Source organism: Novosphingobium sp. B-7, from assembly GCF_000410615.1.
GTDB classification, from domain to species: Bacteria; Pseudomonadota; Alphaproteobacteria; order Sphingomonadales; family Sphingomonadaceae; genus Novosphingobium; species Novosphingobium capsulatum.
Window position 1 is genome coordinate 1,082 of the sequence record NZ_KE148483.1, and the last position, 4,596, is coordinate 5,677.

The 4,596-nt window shown below is 66.6% G+C and carries 2 protein-coding genes; both read left to right on the top strand.

Annotated features, from left to right (window positions below; all coding sequences use genetic code 11):
• A partial coding sequence (locus tag H926_RS29535) for a TonB-dependent receptor (protein WP_237741132.1) occupies positions 1-2,609 on the top strand: 2,609 nt, incomplete at its 5' end.
• Positions 2,610-2,800: 191 nt separating this feature from the next.
• Positions 2,801-4,596, top strand: a 1,796-nt coding sequence (locus H926_RS29540; RefSeq protein WP_022677990.1) for a hypothetical protein, incomplete at its 3' end; no start/stop codon positions are given.

Consider the following 4,596-nt stretch of genomic DNA (forward strand, 5'->3'; position numbering starts at 1 on the left):
GCCACATGCGCCTGGTTTCGTTCGATGGGCGCACGGCGGTCTTGGCCGATGCGGGCATGCCCGATGCGCGGATGTCTGGCCAGCAGCCGCGCCTGCGCAGCGAACCGCACCCGATGGCCACGCCGGCCGCCGCGCAGACGATCGATCCCGCGCCAGCCCCCGCCGCAGCCGAGGCGCCCGCGCCGGTCGAAGCCTCGCCCGCTGATGTCATCGTGGTCACCGGCAGCACCTCGGGCCGGCGCACGCAGTTCAACTCTTCCAGCAACGTGACGCTGGCCAATGCGGCCGAACTGCAGCGCAAGGCGCCGCGTTCCACCGCCGAAACCCTCGAACTCGTGCCGGGCATCTTTGTCGAGGCGACGGCTGGCCCTGCCTCCAACAACTATTCGGTGCGCGGCCTGCGCGGCGGCGGGCAGACGTTCATCACGCTGGAGCAGGATGGCCTGCCGATCCTCTATGGCGGCGGCGGCGCGGATTTCTATTTCCAGCAGGACCTGTCGGTCGATCGCATGGAAGCGGTCGAAGGCGGCACCTCGGGCGTGCTGGCCCCCAATGGGGCGGGCGCAACGATCAACTTCATCTCGCGCAAGCTCAATTTCGACAAGCTGGGCGGCGCGGTGCGCGCCACCGGCACGACCTATTCCGATTTCCGTGCCGACGCTTATCTTTCGGGCCCGATCAGCGATGGCCTGGCCTATAGCCTGAGCGGCTATTACTGGAGCCAGCGCGGCCAGCGCCATTCGCCGTTCCGCTACAACAGCTATCAGGTGAAGGGCCAGGTCGAGAAGCGCTTCGACGACGATGGCTTTGTGCGCCTGACGCTGCAGCGCCGGGACGAGCACGATCCCTATTATGCCGACATGCCGTTTGCCGTCGATGCCTCGGGCAAGATCGGCAGCGTGCCGGGCACCGACCTGCGCTATGACAACGTGCTGGGCCAGGCGTTCCGCTCGATCGCGGTGCCTGATGCCTCGGCCACGGGCAATCGCCTGCGCACGTTCAGCGGCGAGGACGGCATCCACACCACCTCGTGGACCTATCGCATCGATATGGAAAAGCCGGTGGCCGATGGCGTGAAGCTGTTTGCCCGCGCGCGCTATCTTGATGGCAAGTACGATTTCAATGGCATCTTCCCGGGCAGTGGTTCGGGCACGGCGGGCCTCGCCTCGGCATTCAACTATCTGACGCCGGGCACTTCGCCGATTGCCAGCACCCTGGCGGCGGGCGCGGCGGCGTTTCCGGGCACCACGCAGTTCGGCATTCGCGATACGCTGACCGGCAACGTGATCGCCGCCTCGGATACCGGCACGCTCAATGCGCTCAACGGCAATGGCCTGTTGCAGCAGACCGTGCTCAACCACCAGACGCTGGCGACCAAGGATTTCGGCAGCAATTTCGGCGTGACCTGGGACGCGCGCGGTGACGCGATCCAGAACTCGCTGACCGTGGGCGGCATGTATTACGACGTGCGCCAGCGCAACGACCAATCGGCCGTGGCCACCTTGATCAACGACGTGCGCGACAATTCGCATATCTATGACGTGGTGGCACTGGACCAGGGTGGCCAGGTGCTGGGCCAGCTGACCAACAACGGCATGCTCAGCTATGGCAACTGGGGCCAGGGCATCTACAACAGCCACGTCGAAAGCCTCTCGGGCTATTTCAACGACGAATTGACCGTCAACGACAAGCTGCACATCGACTTTGGTGCGCGGTATGAGCATCAGCACATTTCCGCCAACATCGGCAACACCGCCATGGTCAACGAGGCAGTGCCGGCCGGCACGCCCGGCCTGGCGCGCGACGTGGGCAGCACGTTTGACGGCACCTATACCCATGTCGCCGCCAGTTTCAGCGATTGGGCCTATACCGCCGGGATCAACTACGAGCTGACATCGAATGTCTCGCTCTACCTGCGCGGGGCCAAGGGTTTCCAGACCAACGGCGCCGATACCGGCGGCGCCCATGGCCCGACCGACCTGACGCTCTATGAAGGCGGGGTGCGCCTGCGCACGTCGATCCTGTCTGCCTCGATCGTTGGCTTCCGCACCTTGTTCAAGAACCAGTCGTACCAGTTCATCGATCCGGCCGATCCGGCCAACGCCGTCAACGCTCTGGCTGACAATACCACCAACGGCGTGCAGCTTGACGCCGAACTGCGGCCGACGCGGTTCTTCAGCATCACCGCCACCGGCGTCTATCAGGTGCCGCGCCTGGTGAACCTGCGCTTTGATGGCACGGCGCAGCCGCAATACGAAGGCAACACGCCCGAACGCACGCCGAAAAAGCTGCTGACCGTGACGCCATCGTTCACGCTGCCCCATGGGCTGGGTGAAATCTATGGCCGCTGGAAATACGTGGGCAAGATCTTTGCGGACGCCGGCAATGGCGTGGCGCTGCCCAGCTACAGCGTGTTCACGATCGGCACCAACCTCAACCTGACCGACCAGCTCAACCTGGCGGTGAGCATCGACAACCTGACCAACGCCAAGGGCTTTACCGAAGGCAACCCGCGCCAGGGCCAGACGCAGACGATCGTCAACGGCTATTTCTATGGCCGCGCGATTGCCGGGCGCAACGCCCTGGCCTCGTTGACCTACCGGTTCTGAAGCCCCCTCGTGCCGGGGGCTGCCCTCCCATGGCCCCCGGCACACCCTATCTTCTCCTTCGTCGCCCCGGACTTGATCCGGGGTCCCGCTTCTTGGAGCTTGGCGTGACGCAGCAAGAAAAAGCGGGACCCCGGGTCGAGCCCGGGGTGACGATGGGAGGAACGATTGCTGCGCTATTCAAAGGACACCCCATGATCCCTACCCGCGTGCTGGCCCCGCTTGCCCTGCTGCTGCTGACCGGGGCGGCACCGGCGCCGGTGGTGGAGGAGGGGCTCAATCTCAATTCCTTCGTGCAAGCGGGCGATGTCGCGGCGCATGTGGTGCTGCGTTCGGGCAGCGATCCGCGCCTGATCGTGGCGTTTCCCGCGGGCAACAGCGGCACCGGGCTGTGGTTCGGCAAGCTTGCCCAGCCGGCGCGCTGGACGCTGACCACGCCGCCGGTGCCGGTGCACGAAGTCGATGCGCACGGCCGTCCCTTGCGCGGGGTGCGCCTGGCTGCACAGATCACCACGCCCCGGCTCGATCTCAAGCAGGCGGTGCTGTCGAGCGTGCGGGTGCTGCGCGATTACCAGGCGCTGGGCAAGGCGCCGGCGCAAGTGCTGGTGGCGCCGCGCGTGGATGGCAACAGCGTGGTCTGGCAGCGGGACCGGCTCGATGGCCATGCCGGCTATCGCCTGGCGCTGATCGTAACCCATGGCCGCGTGGCCGATGGCGCGATCCTGGCCGGGCCGGATGGGCGCATCACCCTGGCAATCACCGCGCTGAGCGGCGACCCCGCGCTCACGCCCTATACCGCGCCAACCCTGCTCACTCCGCAGGCCGCCGCCGATCCGGCGGCGCGGCGCGCGTTGCAATTCCTGAGCTATCATGAGAAATTCCTGGCCGGGTCGTGGCGGTTCAACACCTATTTCGGACGGGATACGCTGATGTCGGTGCGGCTGCTCATGCCGGTGTTGACGCCCCCTGCGGTGGAAACCGGCCTGCGCTCGGTGCTCACCCGCCTGTCGGCCGATGGCAATGTCGCGCACGAGGAAGATATCGGCGAATTTGCCGTGCTCGATCATCTTGCCGCTGGCCAAGGGCCAAGCGATGCGCCCACCTACAACTATGCGATGATCGACAGCGCGTTTCTGCTGGCCCCGGTGGCGCGTGCCTACATGGTGGACGATCCGCGCGGGCAGGCGCGCGCCGCCGCGTTCCTGGCCGAGCGCGATGGCGATACCGCGCTGGGTGCGGCATTGATCCGCAACCTGCGTCATGTGGTGCAGGCGGCCGACGCCTTTGCCCGTGATCCGCGCTGGCAAAACCTCATCGCGCTCAAACCCGGCATGGATGCGGGCGAATGGCGCGACAGCAACGATGGCCTGGGCGGCGGGCGCTATCCCTATGATGTCAACGCCGTGCTGGTGCCGGCTGCGCTCGATGCGGCGGCGGCCATGGCCCAGGCCGGATTGCTCGATCCCTATGCCACGGCGGATGATCGCGCGATGCTGGCGCGTGTGGGCCACATGGCGCAAGTGTGGCATGACCAGGCGCCGCGCCTGTTCCTGCAAAGCGTGGATGCCACCACGGCGCGCGCGCGGGTGGATGCCTATGCCCGGCAGGAAGGCGTGCCGGCCGCGCCGGCGCTTGCCGCGCTGGGCAATGCCCCGCTGCGCTATCATGCCATTGCGCTTGATGCCGCCGGGCAGCCGGTTCCGATTATCCATTCCGATGAAGGCTTTGCCCTGTTGATGGGCAAGCCCGATGCCGATCAGGTGGCCCTGGCCGCCGATACCATGGCGCGGCCCTTTCCCGCCGGGCTGATGACCGGCGCGGGCATGGTCGTGGCGGATCCGGCCCTGGCCCCTGCGCCATTGCAGGCCCGCTTTGGCCGCAATGCCTATCACGGCACAGTGGTGTGGTCGTGGCATCAGGCGCTGGCAGCAGCGGGCCTGGCGCGCCAGGCCGCGCGCACCGATCTGCCCGGCGCGGTCTGCGCCAAGGT